This is a genomic window from Ventrimonas faecis (assembly GCF_040096075.1).
Classification (GTDB): domain Bacteria; phylum Bacillota; class Clostridia; order Lachnospirales; family Lachnospiraceae; genus Brotaphodocola; species Brotaphodocola faecis.
The window spans coordinates 1-17,205 of sequence record NZ_JBBMFJ010000022.1 but is presented as its reverse complement, the minus strand read 5'-3'; the positions used below and the strand labels follow the sequence as shown (position 1 = coordinate 17,205).

Genomic DNA, 17,205 nt, shown 5'->3' with positions numbered 1-17,205 from the left:
GCAAAGGCCGCAGGAACCGCTTCATGGCGGTTTCCACGGCCTTGATACATCATATCATATGGTTATTTTTAGTTGGTCTCACCGGCCGGTTTGGTTCCCAGGGTAATCTGTACGGTACGTTCTACATACTGTCCATTCTCCAGGGACTGTACGGTTAAGTTCACGGTGTCGCCGCCTTTGTAGTAGGTCAGCATATCTTTCAAATCTGCCATGGTGCGGACAGTCTGACCGTCGAACTTGGTGATGATATCCTTTTCTCTTAAATCGGACTGGGATGCCGCACTGTCCTCTACGATCTTGTATACATAGATACCTCTCGGCATGCCATACATACTTGCTGCGGTCTCATCAATATTCTGGCCCTGAATTCCCAGATAACCCTGCTCTGCCTCATCGACTGCGACACGGGTCTTCTTGTTCATCAGCTCGTTGATGATATCCTGTGCCTGAGAGATCGGGATGGCGTAACCCATACCTTCCACCTCAGTGGAAGAATACTTGGCTGCGTTGATGCCAATAACCTCGCCCTTCATATTTAAAAGAGCGCCGCCACTGTTACCAGGGTTGATGGCTGCATCGGTCTGGAGCAGAGTGCGGCTGGTCTGATCCTCTGCCTTCACTTCACGGTTTAATGCGCTGACATAACCTACTGTTACGGACTGGCCATAACCAAGGGCATTACCAATGGCAATGACGCCCTGGCCAACCTTTAACGCGTCGGAATCACCGAGGGTTGCGACTTTGATCTGACTCATGGTGTCAGACGGGATATCCTTTAACGGGATGGCAATGACTGCCAGGTCCGTCTCGGAATCCGTACCCTTGATGGCTGCACTGACCTGGGAGTTATCAATGAAGGTAACGGTCAGTTCTTTGGAGTCCGCAACTACGTGGTTGTTGGTTACAATCAGAAGTTCTTCATCATTCTGGCCCACAATGATTCCGGAGCCGCTGCTCGGAACTTCTACGGTCTGGCTCGGTCCGAACCAGGTCTGCTGCTGCATGACCATGGTGTTGTTGATGGCAACAACGGACGGCATAGCTTTCTCAACAATAGAAGAAACATCGGTCTGAATTGCGGAGGTAACCGGTGCTCCGGCAGTGGTGCTGCTGCCGTCATCATCCTGCGCTACCTTTACCTGCGCCTGCGTCTCAGTCTGACCAATGGTGGTGTACTGTCCCTTCAGGTACTCGCCCGCGGTATCTACCGCAAACATCGTGCCACCGGCTACCGTGCCAAACAGGACTGCTGCCGCGGTAACACCGGCAATCTTTCCTGCCAGGCTACGGCCACTGCGTTTTGTGTGTTCCGGTCTCTGATGAGAGGCGTGATGGAACTCCGGTCTGCGCGGTGCCCAGCCGCCGGTTGTATGATGCTGTTCCTGTGCCTGGGCATCTGCCTGTCTGCTGTCCTGGGCAGAACCCTGAGCGCTCCAGGAAGCTGCACTTCCCTGCGGGGTTGACTGCCATGCACTGCTGCTCTGGCTGTCTCCCTGCGGAGCAGGCTGCCATGCACTGCTGTTCTGGCTATTTCCCTGTGGTGCGGACTGCCATGCGCTGCTGCTCTGGCTGTCTCCCTGCGAAGCGGACTGCCATGCACTGCTGTTCTGGTTATTTCCCTGTGGTGCGGACTGCCATGCGCTGTTATTCTGGCTGCTTTCCTGCGCAACGGACTGCCATGCACTGTTATTCTGACTGCCTTCCTGTGTCAGATGCTGCTCGCTTCTGATCTCCGGATTTTCTTCCCTGCGAGATGCTTCACTGCGGTATTCCATATGTTCATCGGTGCGGTCACTGTAACCAGCTTCCGAATCATGTTCTCTGTTATCTCTATCTTCTTCGTACATAATGATGATCTCCTTTCTGTACTTCTTTTCCTTAACTCTGTAAAGAACTATAACAGAAAAATGTGTTGCAATTGTGTTCCCTTTTCAATTTAATTGTGAACACTGCCTCTCCCCAAATAAAACCCGATTCCCATACAAAAAATGCCAGGGGCGCCAATCTGGCGCCCCTGGCATTTTCGTTACTTTATGATATTGTTTTTCTTACTGTCCCGGTCCCGCTACGGTTCCCGATACAGAAGAAGAACTGTTTCCGCTTCCGGATGGTCCACCGGATGAAACATTTCCGGTGCCCGGGCTGGTTGGCGTCGTGGACGTGCTGCCCGGATGGCTGGCCGCGCTGGTTGGCGTGGTGCTGCTTCCCGGATGGGACGCCGCAGTCGGAACCGTGCTGCCGGAACCGGACGATGTACTCTCACTGATGCTGCCCGGATGAGACGCCGCCGTAGTCGGGGTGGTAGAACTTCCCGGATGGCTGGCTGAACTGCTCTCCGTGGTGCTTCCCGGATGAGACGCGGAAGTACTCTCCGATGTGCCTCCCGGCCGGTCTGTTACTTTAGTATCCGCAATTCCGGATTCGCTGGCCGAACTCTCATTGTTCTTATGGTTATTGCGGCTTTCGGACTCTTTCAGGTTTCCATTTTCATCGGTCTCTACCGCTGTTGTAACGCTGTGGCTGCCGGAAATTGTCTCATCCTTTACGAGGAATCCGTCTGCGTCGGTCTCGTACTTTACATACTTACCGTCCGCATCGGTCTCCATCTTAAGCTTTTTGCTGACTTTCTTGCCGTTTTTGTCGTACTCATATACAGTCTGGTAGCCTTCCTCATCCTTGGACTTTTCGGAGGATTTGGTGGAAGCCGCCTTGGTCTTCTGCGGCTGTACCACACCGCCGCCGGTTCCGACATTACCCACAAACTGTCCTTCTTTATAAATGCCGGTATCGGAAGAAATCTTCGCGCTGATCTTCTTAACGGTCTCAGACGGAGTATAATCTTCGTCGCCAAAGAGGAACTTGTGCAGTTCAATGACATTGCTCTCCAGAGTAGCCGGAACAACCACGGCCCCCTTCTTGCCCATGTTCGCGTCGCCACGTGCCTGCGGGAATCCGGTGGTCTCTCCCAGATGGAACTTGCTGATATTTTTGGCATTGCTTACCAGGTCATCTACTCCGATACTGGTAGATACCTGCGGGAACACCGTTCCGATCAGGGTGTACAGAGTCTGGAAATCGGCTTTCTTGGATTTCTCAAACGCCTGCGCAATGATCTTACGCTGGCGCTCGGTACGCGCGTAGTCGGTATCCATGAGACGAAGACGTCCGTACGCTACCGCCTGAACACCGTCTAAATGGTTCATGCCTGCCTGTTTCAGCTGGTGGGAGCCAATGCCGGTTGCCTTTACCGTCTCGGTAATGAAGGAGTTAATATAGAAGAACTCCGCCTTGCTCAGCTCAATGTCCACACCGCCCAGAACGTCAATCGCGTTGGCTACGGCTTTCCAGTTAAAGGTCATGTAATCCTGAATCTGCAGATCCAGGTTGCGGTTCAACGCCTCGACCGCCTGTTTCGGGCCGCCTACAAAATATGCCTGGTTGATCTTGGTGTAGGAACCACTGTCATTAATATTTAAGTAAGAATCACGGTATACGGATACCAGCTTGATCTCGCCGGTGTCACGGTTCACGTTGCAGATGATAATAACATCCGAGTTCGTGGATTTCTCGATGGCGTTGTCACGAGCATCCACACCGAAAATGGCGATGGTCCAGTAACCCTTCATATTCTCTTCCGCATCCATCGCGATATCGTTGGTCTTGATCTCGCTGATCTGGAAATCCTCGGAGCGCTGGATCTGTGACATCATGCGGGCCATAAAGGCATAGCTGAAAATGGCCACCAGCGCGATACACTCTGCCACGATCATGGCAATAATGCGGCGTCTGCGTTTTTTCTTTGCCTCGCTGCGGCCAAAATCCGAGCGGCCGCCGCCCCGGCTGGCGCCTCCCACGTTCTTACCGGCCGCAGCCTCACGAACCGCCCGGCTGCCAGCGGTCTCCCGCGCGGCACTGCTGCGCACATCCGCGTCGAACGCTGCGTCCTGTCCGTAATCAGATCCGGCTGCAGCCTGGAAAGAAGTTTCTCCGCTCATGCTGCTTCTCCGCCTGGAACCTGCGCGTCCACGGCCCTTCTCCATTTCGTCCAGCATGTCCGGCTCGTATCTCCGGCCGGCGGGCTCCTGGACACTTTCCCGTTTTGGCTGCTTCGGAATCGCGTAGATGCGGGAATCTCCCATCACATCCAGTTCCCGCTCCGCTGCTTCCTGACGCTTCCTCTGGCGGCTCTCCCAGCGTTCCCGCTCAGACGGATAGCCATCTTCCTGTCTGGAAGAACCATAACCCTGCGTATCCCGCATGCGAGGGTTGCGTCTGCTTCTTCGCTCTGTACTGCGCTCTAACTCATCGTCAAAATCGTGACTCATTTTTGTACCTCATTCTCATTCCTGCCTGCTCCGGCGACCGGGTCAATAGGCGTTCTTATTAATAAAGCCTTTGAAAAATGTCAGAAACAATATCTTAAAGTCAAATCCCAAAGTCCAGTTTTCAATGTAATAAAGATCGTGCTCAATCCGCTTGGTAATGGAAGTATCGCCCCGGTAGCCATTCACCTGGGCCCAACCGGTCATGCCCGGACGAACCTGATGCTTGATCATGTATCTTGGAATTTCTTCCTTGAACCGCTCTACAAAATACGGCCGCTCCGGTCTTGGCCCCACCAGGCTCATGCTGCCAAACAGGACATTAAAAAGCTGCGGCATCTCGTCGATGCTGGTTTTGCGGATCACTCTGCCAATGGGTGTCACACGAGGATCCCGTTTCGTAGTCCACTCGCTCTTTTCCTTCTCCGGTGCCTGCACCTCCATGGAACGGAACTTGTACATCTTAAATGGACGGTTGTGAAGTCCCACCCGCTCCTGGCAGTAGATCAGCGGACCCGGAGAGGTCAGCTTGATCAGAATTGCCGTCACCAGCATAATGGGGGAAAACAGGATCAGGGCTACAATGGCACCGAAAATATCCACCGCCCGCTTCATAGCCGCGTTCAGCGGATCGTTCAGCGGAACATGGCGGATGTTGATAACCGGAAGCCCCTGCAGGTCCTCCGTGTAAGGCTTTGTCGGAATCACCTTATTGTAATCCGGAATAAATTTAGTGTGCACGCCGGATTTCTCACAGACTGCCACGATCTGTTCCAGACCGCCGTATTCCTTCAGGCTTAACGTAATGGCAATCTCATCCAGACGGTTCATGTCCAGAATCGGCTTTAGGTCCTTCATGGTTCCGATGACCTTGATGCCGCGGTAGTCATAGCCCCACGGTTTGTGGTCATCCAGAATGCCGCGTACCCGGTAGCCCCACTCCGGATTGGCCAGCACGCGGTCAATGTATCCCTCCGCCGCGCGGCTGTAGCCCACCAGAATGATATGTTTCTGATTGTATCCCTTCGCGCGCATGGAACGCAGCACGGTACGGATCAGATTTCGCTCCAGCGTCTCCGCTGCGATATTGGTGAGAAAGAAGCCCGCCATGAATCTTGCTGAAAACTCCCGCAGATACGGATTCTTTCTTCCCAGATAGAGGATTGTTCCAAAGAGGAACAGTCCGATCAGGTTTGCCTTGCAGATGTTGGCAAACTCCTGGCGCCTGCCCTGCACCCGCTTCGGCTTAAACAGATGAAAGATTGTATACAAAAGCAGATAGACTGGTACGACCACCACCAGGACCCGCATGTAAAACCAGGTCGGCAGGATACCAGCCTCCAGATCTGCTCCGAACAATCCGCTTTTCAGTGTAATAAACCAGCTGAATACATAGGCGACCGCGATTACCAGTGCATCCAGAAGCACATGCAGCCGGTTCAGTCTGGTCTGATTATCTTTTATCATATAGTCCACCTTTATGAACTGCTGTTTTCAACAGGCAAAACAGCAACGGATTTGCCAGTGTTCTGCCAAAACGGCAGTCTACCGGCATCATAATGGAATCGTAACGATTATACACGAATTTTCTGGATCAGTATATTAAATTTCTATTAACTTTTTGTTGCAGAAGCCAGTTTTTTCCGGATCTGGCGTCTGGAAAACTCGTAAATATAGAGCGCCGCGCCGTAAATCAGTTCCCATTCAATCGCAAGATAATTGCGAAAATCTTCCTTCCGGTATGGAACCTTCCGGGTCTTTTTCACGGTCCGGATGCCCTCTAAAACCCCGGCCACATAATCCTTCTCAAAGCCCAGCTTTTTAAAGAAGCAGTACTTTCCGGCAATGCCGGCGGCAATCGGAAGACTGTTTACCAGCAGCTGCGGGGCCGGCATGTTCTTATAATTTAAGTACACGTTATTGCGGGCCGCCAGCTTTACCTTAAAGGAGTTATACTTGGATCCGCTGGTGCCGCTTCCCACATGGAACACCTTTGCAGACGGACAGTATAAATTATAGTATCCCGCAATCTTCGCCCGGTATCCCACATCGATGTCTTCCAGGTACGCAAAATGCATCTCATCGAAATAGCCAATCTCCTCAAAGACCTCTCTGCGGTAAATAGCCGCTCCGGCACAGGAAGAAAAAATGTGGCAGGGACGGTCATAGCGTTCGATTTCCTGTCCCACGCCCCTCTGGTACGCCCAGCCCATAATGCTGTACATATCCCCGGCGTCATCCATCAGTTCCTTATGGTAGAGCTGAATCATCTTCGGGCTGACAGAAAAAATCTTCGGCGAAGTCTCAATTGCCTTTAACAGTTCGCCCACATACTCCGGCTCCGCCTCGGTGTCATTGTTTAAAAGGATCACATAAGGTGTTTTTGCGGCCCGGATCCCCACATTCACCGCTCCGGAAAAGCCAGTGTTGGTCTCCAGAAAAATGGAAGGAAGCCCATGCTCCTTCAGCCATTCCACGCTGCCGTCGGTGGAACCGTTGTCCACCACCAGCAGTTGAAAGTCACGGCAAAGCTGCCTGTCCAGAGCTGCCATACAGGGTTCCATGAATTTTAAGCCGTTGTAGTTTGGAATGATGATCGTAACTTTTTTCATGCGTCTTCCTCCAGCTTACTGCTCTTTGAGCTCAGGCAGCTTATACGGCTCACCGATCTTCTCTTTTAAGAGATCCCGCAGGGAGAAATCGGATTTTCTCAGGGTTAAGTTCGGGTTGTAGTACGGATCACCGTTCTGTAAAATATCCGGCCAGCGTTTTGCCACCAGCGCCCACTCACGGTTGAAGCGTGCCACCTTCTCCGGCGTATCCTCCAGACCGCGGGACTTGGACTCGTAGTGGTGCATCACCGCATACGGCGCGTAAACCACCAGATAACCGGCTGCCCGCACCTTCAGGCAGAAGTCCACATCGTTGAAAGCCACCGCCAGTTCCTCGGTCAGGCCGCCCACTTCCTCAAACACAGACTTTTTCACCATCAGGCAGGCCGCCGTCACGGCGCTGTAGTCCTGGGCACACATAGCCCGGTGGAAGTAGCTGTTCTCTGCCTCATGCAGGCCGATAAAGGTGTGGCCTGCCACACCACCAAAGCCGATCACCACACCGGCATGCTGAATGGTGTCATCCTCGTAAAGCAGGCGCGCACCCACAATGCCGACCTCTTTTCTCTGGCAGAAGCCCAGCATCTCCTCAAACAGGCGCGGGGCAATGATCTCGGTGTCGTTGTTTAACAGCATCAGGTATTCGCCCTTTGCGAAGGTTGCTCCAAAATTGTTGATGGCGGAATAGTTAAACTCCCGCTCCCAGCGCACCACCTTCACCTGCGGGAACTCCTTCTGGATCTTCTCGTAGTAGGCGAAGGTTTCCTGCTCGGTGCTGTTGTTCTCCACCACAATGAACTCCAGGTTCTTATAAGTAGCCCGCTCGATGATGGAGCGGATGCAGAGGTCCAGATCCACGCTGTGGTCCTTGTTCGGAATGATCACGGACACCAGCGGATCCCCCTGAATTTTAAAGGTGGTGTGGTAAATGCCATAATCTACGCCCTTCTCCACCTTCTCCGCCGGGATGCCGCAGCGCTCGTAATGGGCCATAATGGCTCTTGCACCCGCCTCAAAGGCGTACAGCTTACTCTCCGGATTGCTGGCGGTGGATTCCTGATGACAGCGCCAGTGATACAGCACCTTCGGGATATGGCGGATTTCCTTTGCGCTCTCGGTGCAGCGGAAGATAAAGTCATAGTCCTGGGCGCCGTCAAACTCGTGACGGAAGCCGCCCACCTGGTCTAACAGGCTGCGTTTTACCACAAACAAATGGCAGATATAATTGACGCTGGTTAAGAGATCCGGGTTGAAGTCCGGCTTGAAATGCGGGTCGAACAGCGCGCCGCCGTCCATATCCAGCTTGTCTTCATCAGAGTAGATCACGTCGCAGTCCGGATGCTCATTGATGGTCTTTGCCACCTCGTAAAGCGCATGCTCCGGAATGGTGTCGTCATGGTCTGCCAGGATGATGAAATCACCCTTCGCCATCTCCAGGGCCGCGTTGGTGTTGCCGGAAATGCCCAGGTTATCCCCCAGCTCCGACACATGGAAGCGGCTGTCTTTCTTTGTGTACTCCGCCATGACGCGGCTGACAATGGCACCCTCACCCTTCGGGCTTCCGTTGGCCACACAGACCTCCCAGTTTTTGTAGGTCTGGGCCAGAATGGAATCCAGCATCTCGCGCAGGTATTTCTCCGGAGTCTTGTAAGCCGGAATGACAATGGATAACAGCGGCTCATACGCAAACTTCGTTTCGCGCTGGTCTGCCAGTTCTTCCTCCTTCGGACGGGTCAGCTCATACCACTCACCGTAGTCATAGTCGTTATCCAGTCCCTGCAGCTTGTGGCGGGACTTTAAAAGCAGGGCCTTTAAGCCATGTTTTTTTCCAAATTCCAGCGCCACATGCACGGTCTCCATGTTCATGAGATCCTTGATCTTTTCCATGCGCTTGTGTGCCACGCTGGCCCGCTTCGCGATCAGCTCCTCATTATATTTCACCCGGGCCGTCTTTCCATCACAGCGGATCACCAGCCAGTAATCCGCGCCGCGCTCGTATGGGAACTGAATATCAAAGCCATAATCCCGGTCATAGACCTGCTTGTAATAGATCTGGCTGACATCATCTCTGCGGGTTGCCACATATTTGATATCCAGCGGCCTTCTGTTCTGGTCCAGAACCTCAAACTCCGCTCTGGACTCCGGTGTCTTTCCGATGACCCATCCGTTTAACTGAATGGAGTTTTCCCGGATTCTTACCACATCAATCTTGTATTTCATAACAAATTATTTCTCCTCGTAACCGTGCGGCACTGCCATCACAGTTATTTTTCCTCAAAATTCAGACGTTCTTCTTCCACAACAAGCGGACGGTGCATCACGCGCTGGTTGATGGAAAGCACATACTCTCCCACCATACCGATGAAAAAGATCTGCACCGACCCCAGAAACAGCATGCCGATGAGCATCGGTGCCATGCCAGCCGGGAAACGGTCCCACCAGATCAGCTTCATAACCAGGTACACAATGGCTACCACCATGCTTAAGAAGGCACTGATGGCACCCACAAAGGTTGCCAGGCGCAGGCCCGCCTTGGTGTAGGAAGTTACGCTGAGCATAGCCGCATCATACAGACGGTAGAAATTGTTGTGAGTCTTTCCGGCCCGGCGCTTCGGCTGCTCGTAAGGAATCTCCTTGCGCTTATAGCCAAGCTCTGCCACAATGCCGCGCAGAAACGGGGTCGGATCATCCAGATTTCTTAAGACCTCAATAAAATCCCGGTCATAAAGCCCGGATCCGGTAAAATGCTCAATCTGCTCTACGTCAGACAGCTTCTTGATGGTCTTATAATAGAAGCTTCTGAGTGCGTACATGATCTTGTTTTCCTTACTGCTGGTCTTGATGCCGATGACGATCTTGTAGCCTTCTTCCCAGGCCTTTACGTATTTCGGGATCATGTCCACCGGATCCTGGAAATCTGCCACCATCTCAATGACGCAATCTCCGGTCACCTGCAGCATGCCGTAATACGGAGAGTTGAACTGGCCGAAATTGCGGGCGTTGAAAATGGCCTTGATCTTCGGGTTTTCCGCGCAGAGCCTGCGCAGGATCGGGCGGGTGTCATCGGTTGAGTCGTTGTCGATGAACACCAGCTCATAGTCGTACTGGGGCAGATCCCGTGTCAGGGTCTCCAGCACCGCTTTGCTGATGGCCTCTACATTTTCCTGTTCGTTGTAGCAGGGGATCAGCACACTGATCTTTTTCATAATCGTTTCCTTCCAAAATTGTATTATTCAAGCATCCGCCGGATTCCCTCCGCAAAGGAAACCTGCTCCTTCCAGGTGCCGTCCGTCAGCCTTTTGATCGTTTCATTGACCGGGCAGATGGAAAGCGCGCCCTCCTTCGCCTGGACAAAGCTTCCATATTCCAGTTTTCCCCTTCCGCCGCAGAGGCTGTGGATTTCCTCCACAAAGTCCCGCAGCACCCGGGTATCCTCCGAAGCCACGTTCACCGCGCAGCACTCGCCCCGGTGGCCGTCACTGTAACGGTACAGCTCCACCACAGCGCGGGAGGCATCCGCAATATCCATAAAATTCCAGCGGTGGCGGCAGGCGCTTAAGGAAACCGTCTTTCCCTCCGGCAGTTCCCTTGTCAGCGTGGAAATGATGGACCACGGATGGTCGCCTTTTCCGTAAACGCTGAAAAACCGCAGATGATAATACGTCATCTGCATCTCGCGGCATAACTCCTTCGCCTGTTTAAAGAACGCAAGCTTGGCTTTTCCATATTCGTTGACCGGATGGCACTCCATGGATTCTTCCATGGTGCCGTCAGACGTAATTCCATACTCCACACGGGATCCCGCGTCCATAAACACCTGACAGCCTAAAAGCTTTGCCGCCTCGATGCAGCGCAGGGAGCCGTCGATGTTTAACTTCTGCACCTCGGGAGAGTCGATCTCCTGGCGGTTCACGCCGCGCCACGCAAAATGTAAAAACGCGTCGGCATGGCCAATCTGCGGCACACACTCCACTGCCTCATCCATCTGCGCCGGAATCCGGTGCAGATGCTCATGAACCGGAAGACAATCTGTTTTCTGCGACTCCGGGCGCACCAGACAGTACACCTCGGCCCCCTCGTCCAGAAAGCGCTTCGCCACATGGCTTCCAATAAAGCCGGTGGCCCCGGTCATCACGATCTGTTTTCCTGAAAGCTCTGTCATAATTCCTCCATCATTGCGTCTTCTCCACGAGCAGCATCTGCCAGGAGTTTCCGCATGTACTCGTAACTGTTCAGTACCCTCACAGTTACATGTACTCTATAAATGCTCGATCCGGTTGGTGCGGAGCGTCATGGTCTCCACCTTCTCACCGAACTTTGTCTTTATGATTCCCGCAATCTCATCGGTATAACCCGGCGCCACGATCAGAACCGCGTCCACCGGATCCTCAAAGTAATGATCCGGAGCCACAATCGGCACATGGGATGCCGGCGCGAACCGCCCCTGCTTGAACGGGGCTGAATCGATGATATAAGCCAGATGCTCCCCAAGCTCCGACGTGGATGCCAGGGTAAAGCCCTGATGGCTGGCGCCCCACATGGCAAGACGCTTGCCTTCACGGACCAGACGGTCGGTCAGCGCGCGCACCTCGCCGGTTACGATCTTATAGCCCTCGGTCAGAGGGGCGATGATGGTGGCGCCCGACGGTGTGCCGCTCTGAACGGAGCCTGCAGCACTGACATCCGCATCTGTCTCCGGCATTGCCGTCTTTCTCACAACCATGGACAGGGTATCCCGGTTGATCATCTCCTCCTCCAGCACCTCAAAACCACAATGGTTTAACAGCGCCCGCAGCGTATCAAAGGTGTAGTAGGCAATGTGGTCGCGGATCAGCTCATAGTAGCTTTCCTTTTCCAGAATATACTCCAGGCTCGGCACAGTCACAAGGCCCATGCCGTCCTCCGCCAGATTATTCCAGATGGCCTTCAGCATCACATCCGGCCTTGGCTGGTGTTCTAAAAAGTTAAAGGATAAGAACACATCAAAGGGCTTCTCCGGCACACTCCAGCCGCTCTCCTGCAGCATGGATGCCTCCGGCGAATGGCCAAAACGCTGGTCTTCCCGCTCCGGGAACTCTCTCCAGACATGAAGTCCTTCTGCCTGGGCGGTCTCCACCAGGTCTGCCTTGTGCTCCATACCGTAAATTTCTACCGGGAACTCCTGCAAAAATTTCAGGAATTCGCCCCGTCCACACCCCGCCTCAAAGAAGGTCTTTCCTTCCAGGTGATAAGTCTCGATCAGGTGACGGTACTGGCTGGTGCGCAGCTCCCGCATGGTGGAAGAACCACCGCCCGCCCGGATCACGTCGCGGTAATAAGACACCGGCTCGCAGTCAAACTGAACCAGCCCGCAGCCGCCGCACTGGCGCAGATGAAGGGTCACACCCTCATCCTGCTGCACTTCCTTCGCATCCGGAATGTCCTGGGCCGAAGCCGGGGCGGATGTTAGCTCAAAGAGGCTCTGTTCCGGCAGGAGTTTCCCGCAGGCTATGCAATGTTTCATAAATTCCCTCCGCAAATGTTGTGGCAGGCCGCCAGGAAGTCTCCCGCAGAATCCGGCTGATGTCCGGCATCAGGTCTGCCGGTCCCTCCGCATTCTGGGGGCGTGCTCCATAGCTGTAGCTTCCACGATGTCCACACAGAGCATACATTTCCTCAATGTAGCTCCGGAGCGGCCTGGTGTCGCTGCTGCCAATATTGTAGACACCGGCCGGAGCCTCCGTAAGCAGGGAGACCAGGGCCGCTGCCGCGTCATCGATATAAAGAAAATTCCAGTTCTGTGTACACTCCCCAAGCTTCATGCTGCCGCCCTCGCAAAAGGTGCGCAGGCAGGACTGCACCAGGGACCAGGGATGATCCCCCGGGCCGTACACACTGTATATCCTCGTATGAATATACTCCATATTCTTCTGTTTGCAAAGTATTTTCGCTTTTTCGCAAAAATCCACCTTTGCCTTGCCATATTCAGACACCGGATGACAGGGCGTATCCTCTGCCACGGTCTGGTGCCAGACTCCGTACTCCGCCTGGGAACCGGTAAACAAAAAGCGGCGGCAGCCAAGGGCTGCTGCTGCCTCCACCGCGTCCAGGGCATAGGTGACATTGCGCTGCTGCACATCCCGCTTTGTGCGGTTGTCGCTGCCCGCGCCGTCCCAGCCAATGTGGACCCAGGCATCTGCCGAAAAGCCGTGCAGCGTCCGGATATCCGCAAGATCCAGCGGGCAAATGGTCACAAGCCCGCTCAAATCTCCGGATGCCAGCTCTTCCAGATGCTTCATATTAGACGAAGCGGGGCGGACCACCGCAAAAACCTGGTGCCCCGCCTCCATTAATTTTTTCACTGTTGCCGCGCCGATAAAGCTTGTGGCGCCTGTTACTACAACCTGCATTATTTTATCCTCGGAATGATCATCAGTTTGTCCATCTCCTCATCCGGAAGGAATGGGGAAAGATCCTCAAGCGGCGGAGATACTAACGTACCGTCCGGCAGACGCTTTGCGGAGGACTTCGGCTCAAAGTTCTGGTCTGTGGTCACATAGAATTCGCAGATCACCGGGCCGTCCATGGCCAGGGTCTTCTCTACAGCCTCAGCCAGTTCCTCATTGTGATGTGCCACAACATAAGGATAGCCGTAAGCCGCGGCCAGCTTCTCCATATCCGGGAAGCTTAAGTCATGGCTGTCCACGCCAATACCCACCAGCGGCTCGCCAAAGAAATTCTTCTGGGTCTGGCGGATGGAATGGTAACCGCCGTTGTTGATCAGGAAGATCTTGATCGGCATCTTGTGGTGGATGATGGTCTGCAGCTCCTGAATATTCATCTGAATGCTGCCCTCGCCGGTCAGCAGAATGATATCGTGTTTGCTGTAGCCGTCTCCCTCATGCTCCGGATCATGGGCTGCCATGCAGGCGCCAATAGCCGCCGGAAGGTCATAACCCATGGAAGCGATCGCGGAGTTGGATAAGAACCGCTGTCCTTTCTTCATGATGTAAGCATGGCCGCCTACCACACAGGCAGAACCGTTGCCGACTACCGTGATCTGGTCTTCACTTAAGCGGCTGCTGAGTGCTTCCACAACTGCGTAGACATTCGCCTCCCGGGTCGGATCCGGCTTTAACTGCTCCTTGCGGATGGTAGGATATTTCTCGCGGTACATGCGGCAGGTCTCGCTCCAGGTCATGCCCGGCAGGCCCTCGCCGCCGTCAAATACCGGCTTCTTGTCATATTCTTCCCGAAGAACCGCAGCCATAGTCTCCATGAGATCCTTCGCGTCCGCGTGAACCGGCATGTCCACATGCACACTCGGCTTCTTTAACTCCTCCGGATCGATATCGTTCACGATCACATAGGCCTCCCGGGCCCAGGTCTTGTAATTATAGCCCACCTGGCGGATGCTTAAGCGGCTTCCCACGGAAAATACCAGGTCACTGTTCTGCACGGCCAAATTGCCTGGGCGGTCGCCCATGTTGCCCGGTCTGCCCACATACCACGGACAGTCATCGTACATGCAGTCATCGGCATTCCAGCCCACTACCGCCGGAATGCCCAGTCCGTCTGCCACTTCCATGAAGGCGTCAAACGCTCCGGCAATACGGATTCCGTTACCCGCGTACAGAACCGGACGTTTCGCGTTTTTGATCTTCTCGATGATCTCTCTTGCTGTTTCTCTGGAAACTTTTTTCGGAAGTACCTGACGGTGCTCGCCCTTTCCGGCATAATCCTCCGGGATCGCATGCGGCGGCTCTACCTCACTGGTTCCCTCGGTGCCATGTACCCCTGCCAGAACGGCTTTCTTTTCTGTTTCCTCAGTTGCTCCGGCAAATACAGCCGCGCCGGAGGTGTGGTCCATGCCAACGGTATGCAGCGCCCAGCCGGTACCGCCCGCCTCATAGTCCTCAGCATCAAAACCTGCCAGCTGCTCCGTGTCTACATACGCACCCTGTACATCCAGCGGAATGTCCAGCCAGGTCGGGCCAGGACGTCCGGATGTTGCCAGATACAGTGCCTTTTCCAGACAATAGCGGATACGCAGCGGATCAATGACCATCTCGCTGTACTTGGTCATGCAGTCGATGGATTTCACAATATCAAATTCCTGGTCACCCATGGCGCGGATGCCCACGCCGGACCAGCGTGCAGTGGTGTCGTAGCGCACCTGACCGGATAAAACAAGCATGGGGATGGAATCCAGCCAGCCGCCCACCACACCGGTAATGGCATTGGTGCCGCCAGGGCCTGTGGTCACGCACAGCGCTCCGATCTTGTTGTGGATTCTGGCATAGGCCTCTGCCGCAATGGCGCAGGCCTGCTCATGATGCTGATACAGGCAGTGCAGTCCTTCCTGATGGCCCAGCGCGTCATTCAAATGCATGGCGCCTCCCCCTGTAACCGTAAAGACCTGATTGATGCCTGCTTCTACCAGTTTCCCGGCAATGTAGTTGGATACTTTGATCTTCATTGGGAATCTCCTCCTGTTGTGTTTTGTATGGATCTCATGCGGTGCTTTCGCCGCTTTCTTTTCTTTCAATGCTATTAGTATACCATACTATCAGACATCCTGCACCCGGAATTTCCGGCTGGCAGACCGTGCCACCATTTCCAGTAACCTTCACTTTTCAAGAGGAATCAAATCCGCTATAATCGGCACCGTAATGCAACTGCGGATTTTCGGCCAACTTTCCACAAGCAAAAAGGAGAAATCAAACGTTATGAACAAACATTACAAATTACTGGCTGTATTATCCACCGCGGCAGCAATGTCAGCGGCAACCCCTGCACTTGCCCTTTCCATCCCGGGAAGCGTATCCACCGTACTGGCGGCAACCGCCGGCTGGGTGAATGAGGACGGCGAGCTCCGCTACAAAGACAGCGAAGGCTACTACCTGACCGATTCCTGGAAAAAGAAAGATGGTGAGTGGTATTACTTAAACGAAGACGGCTACATTTCCCGTTCCTGCATGATTGATGAGTATTATGTAAACGAGGAAGGCCGCCGTGTCATGAACCAGTGGGTCAGCGAAGCCAATGAGGACGAGTGGGATTCCGAGGCTCCGGATACTTACTGGTACTACTACGGAAAAGACGGAAAAAGCGTTGTCTCCAAATGGCAGGAGATTGACGGAAAGAACTACTATTTTAATGAAGAAGGCCACATGCAGACCGGCATGCTGGAGTTAGACGGCGCCACCTATTATCTGGGCGAAGAGGGTGACGGCATTATGAAGACCGGCTGGATCGAACTGGAGAATGAGGATGAGGATCTGGACCAGGATACCGTATGGCATTTCTTTGACAACAGCGGACGCATGGTTGTAAACCAGATTGACCGCAAGATCGACGGCTCCTACTACACCTTCCAGAACGGCATCCTGCAGACCGGATGGTTCCGCCTGCCGGAAACCGCCCAGACTCAGGCCGGCGGCAATCAGAATGATACTGTCCTGACAGATGCCGAAACCGGCGCAGACGCTGAGAATGCAACTGCCTCCAACGCAGACACTGCTTCCAACGAAAACAATTCCGGTGCCGCAGCGACCCAGACTGCTCCGGCTATCGCCTCCTATCAGTTCTACGAAGAGGACGGCAAACGCGGAAATGGCTGGTACCAGATGGAAGGCGCGCCGGAGATCAGTGAAGACGGCGAAACCTTTATCTTCTATGTTAAGAATGGCCGCCCGTACTACGCGGCAAACGGCGTACAGGTATTTACCGTAGACGGCAAGCGCTTCGGCTTCAACGAGCGCGGCGAGCTGCAGACCGGTCTCCAGAGCGTCATTACCGAAGACGGACAGACCGCAAACTACTACTTTGGCGACGACGGCATTATGAAGACCGGAAAACAGACCATCTACGATGAGGATCTTGGTGAGAACCAGACCTGGTTCTTCTACACCGACGGCGGCAACAAGGGCCGCGGCTTCCACGGCGTGCGCGACAACAATGTCTACACACAGGGGCTGCGCCTGGACGCAGACCGCGACCTGCGCTACGCACCGGCACAGTTAGACGGCGTATCCTACCTGGTGGGAACCAACGGCGCCATTCAGAAAGCATCCTCCTCTTCCAAATCCGCGGCAAAACCGGAGCTTGGAAATGGATTCAAGGATGTAAAAGACTCCAACGATAAAACCTGGACCGTTGATGTAAACGGAATCATTCAGGAGTAAACACACAATTTCATCCGTTCAAAATGATGGGGCTGTCGCACTAACGTGCGGCAGCTCATTTTATATATCCAACACAAAACGCCGAGCTTCGAAAAGCCCGGCGTT

The 17,205-nt window shown here is 53.9% G+C and carries 11 protein-coding genes; 1 reads left to right on the top strand and 10 read right to left on the bottom strand.

Features of this window, described 5'->3' with window-relative positions; translation table 11 throughout:
* Window positions 1-68: 68 nt before the first annotated feature.
* The 10 genes from WMO41_RS10750 to WMO41_RS10705 all read right to left on the bottom strand — a co-directional run bounded on the left by WMO41_RS10750 (window position 69) and on the right by WMO41_RS10705 (window position 15,392).
* The gene (locus WMO41_RS10750; protein ID WP_349229753.1) at window positions 69-1,847 is read right to left on the bottom strand and encodes a S1C family serine protease; all 1,779 of its coding nucleotides are present in this window, start codon (window positions 1,845-1,847) and stop codon (window positions 69-71) included.
* Window positions 1,848-2,048: 201 nt separating this feature from the next.
* On the bottom strand, window positions 2,049-4,325 hold the full coding sequence (locus tag WMO41_RS10745) for an LCP family protein (protein ID WP_349229752.1): 2,277 nt from the start codon (window positions 4,323-4,325) through the stop codon (window positions 2,049-2,051).
* A 42-nt stretch (window positions 4,326-4,367) separates the two neighbouring features.
* The gene (locus WMO41_RS10740; RefSeq protein WP_349229751.1) at window positions 4,368-5,789 is read right to left on the bottom strand and encodes an undecaprenyl-phosphate glucose phosphotransferase; all 1,422 of its coding nucleotides are present in this window, start codon (window positions 5,787-5,789) and stop codon (window positions 4,368-4,370) included.
* A 146-nt stretch (window positions 5,790-5,935) separates the two neighbouring features.
* The gene (locus WMO41_RS10735) at window positions 5,936-6,934 is read right to left on the bottom strand and encodes a glycosyltransferase family 2 protein (RefSeq protein ID WP_349229750.1); all 999 of its coding nucleotides are present in this window, start codon (window positions 6,932-6,934) and stop codon (window positions 5,936-5,938) included.
* A gap of 15 nt (window positions 6,935-6,949) precedes the next feature.
* Complete coding sequence (locus tag WMO41_RS10730; protein ID WP_177291709.1) at window positions 6,950-9,154, bottom strand: glycosyltransferase; 2,205 nt, start codon at window positions 9,152-9,154, stop codon at window positions 6,950-6,952.
* Between the two features lie 44 nt (window positions 9,155-9,198).
* A complete protein-coding gene (locus WMO41_RS10725) occupies window positions 9,199-10,140 on the bottom strand; it encodes a glycosyltransferase family 2 protein (RefSeq protein ID WP_349229749.1) in 942 nt (313 codons plus the stop codon).
* 23 nt (window positions 10,141-10,163) lie between these two features.
* A complete protein-coding gene (locus WMO41_RS10720; protein WP_349229748.1) occupies window positions 10,164-11,096 on the bottom strand; it encodes an NAD-dependent epimerase/dehydratase family protein in 933 nt (310 codons plus the stop codon).
* Window positions 11,097-11,192: 96 nt separating this feature from the next.
* On the bottom strand, window positions 11,193-12,437 hold the full coding sequence (locus WMO41_RS10715) for a class I SAM-dependent methyltransferase (RefSeq protein WP_349229747.1): 1,245 nt from the start codon (window positions 12,435-12,437) through the stop codon (window positions 11,193-11,195).
* Window positions 12,385-13,323, bottom strand: coding sequence for an NAD-dependent epimerase/dehydratase family protein (locus tag WMO41_RS10710; protein ID WP_349229746.1), 939 nt, complete (start codon window positions 13,321-13,323; stop codon window positions 12,385-12,387). Before WMO41_RS10710 ends, WMO41_RS10715 begins: the two co-directional genes overlap by 53 nt.
* Complete coding sequence (locus WMO41_RS10705; RefSeq protein WP_349229745.1) at window positions 13,323-15,392, bottom strand: thiamine pyrophosphate-binding protein; 2,070 nt, start codon at window positions 15,390-15,392, stop codon at window positions 13,323-13,325. The genes WMO41_RS10710 and WMO41_RS10705 overlap by 1 nt, the downstream gene beginning before the upstream one ends.
* Window positions 15,393-15,642: 250 nt before the next feature.
* Between WMO41_RS10705 and WMO41_RS10700 the strand changes: the two genes are divergently transcribed.
* A complete protein-coding gene (locus WMO41_RS10700; protein ID WP_349229744.1) occupies window positions 15,643-17,100 on the top strand; it encodes a cell wall-binding protein in 1,458 nt (485 codons plus the stop codon).
* Window positions 17,101-17,205 lie beyond the last annotated feature (105 nt).

Coding starts and splice junctions, on each gene's coding strand:
- WMO41_RS10750 (WP_349229753.1), bottom strand. CDS start 1,847: ATGTACGAAGAAGATAGAGATAACAGAGAACATGATTCGGAAGCTGGT.
- WMO41_RS10745 (WP_349229752.1), bottom strand. CDS start 4,325: ATGAGTCACGATTTTGACGATGAGTTAGAGCGCAGTACAGAGCGAAGA.
- WMO41_RS10740 (WP_349229751.1), bottom strand. CDS start 5,789: ATGATAAAAGATAATCAGACCAGACTGAACCGGCTGCATGTGCTTCTG.
- WMO41_RS10735 (WP_349229750.1), bottom strand. CDS start 6,934: ATGAAAAAAGTTACGATCATCATTCCAAACTACAACGGCTTAAAATTC.
- WMO41_RS10730 (WP_177291709.1), bottom strand. CDS start 9,154: ATGAAATACAAGATTGATGTGGTAAGAATCCGGGAAAACTCCATTCAG.
- WMO41_RS10725 (WP_349229749.1), bottom strand. CDS start 10,140: ATGAAAAAGATCAGTGTGCTGATCCCCTGCTACAACGAACAGGAAAAT.
- WMO41_RS10720 (WP_349229748.1), bottom strand. CDS start 11,096: ATGACAGAGCTTTCAGGAAAACAGATCGTGATGACCGGGGCCACCGGC.
- WMO41_RS10715 (WP_349229747.1), bottom strand. CDS start 12,437: ATGAAACATTGCATAGCCTGCGGGAAACTCCTGCCGGAACAGAGCCTC.
- WMO41_RS10710 (WP_349229746.1), bottom strand. CDS start 13,323: ATGCAGGTTGTAGTAACAGGCGCCACAAGCTTTATCGGCGCGGCAACA.
- WMO41_RS10705 (WP_349229745.1), bottom strand. CDS start 15,392: ATGAAGATCAAAGTATCCAACTACATTGCCGGGAAACTGGTAGAAGCA.
- WMO41_RS10700 (WP_349229744.1), top strand. CDS start 15,643: ATGAACAAACATTACAAATTACTGGCTGTATTATCCACCGCGGCAGCA.